The 736-nt window shown below is 42.1% G+C and carries 1 protein-coding gene; it reads left to right on the top strand.

Going from position 1 to position 736, the window contains the following annotated elements:
• The coding region (gene potB, locus R8O11_RS27335) for a spermidine/putrescine ABC transporter permease PotB (RefSeq protein ID WP_318194894.1) at nt 1-736 on the top strand (736 nt) is incomplete at both ends.

The following is a 736-nucleotide window of genomic DNA, read 5'->3' as shown; positions in this document are numbered from 1 at the left end:
TTAATCTTCAGAACGCAATCATTACCCTAATTGTTGGCTGGCTAACACTTTTCGTGTTGGTTCCAAACCTAATGATTATCGGTACAAGTTTTTTAACGCGTGATGAAGCGAACTTAATTGAACTGACTTTTACTTTCGACAACTACCTTCGTTTACTTGATCCATTGTACGCAAAAGTGCTGATGCACTCTTTCTACATGGCAATCATTGCGACGTTGTTGTGTTTAATCATCGGCTACCCATTTGCTTATATCGTGGCGAAAATGCCAGAGAAATGGCGCCCGTTTATGCTGTTTCTTGTGATTGTACCGTTTTGGACAAACTCACTTATCCGTACTTACGGTTTTAAGATTGTTCTTGGCACACAGGGCATCTTGAACAAGTCATTAATGGCAATGGATATTATCGATAAGCCATTGCGTCTTATGTATACCGAAACAGCGGTAATGATTGGTCTTGTCTACATATTGCTGCCGTTTATGATTCTGCCTCTGTATTCGGCAATCGAGAAGCTAGACAACACCTACATTGAGGCTGCAAAAGACTTAGGCGCAAGCAAACTGCAAACCATCACAAAAGTGATCTTGCCGTTAACGATGCCTGGCATTATTGGTGGCTGTTTGTTGGTACTTCTTCCTGCGTTAGGTATGTTCTACATCTCCGATCTTCTAGGCGGCGCGAAGACCCGATTAATTCGTACCGTAAGTAAGAGCCAAGTATTAAACGCTCGTGATTG

The organism is Vibrio sp. 1288, assembly GCF_033344475.1.
Note: the sequence above shows the minus strand (reverse complement) of the source record. Positions and strands in the feature narration are given on the sequence as shown.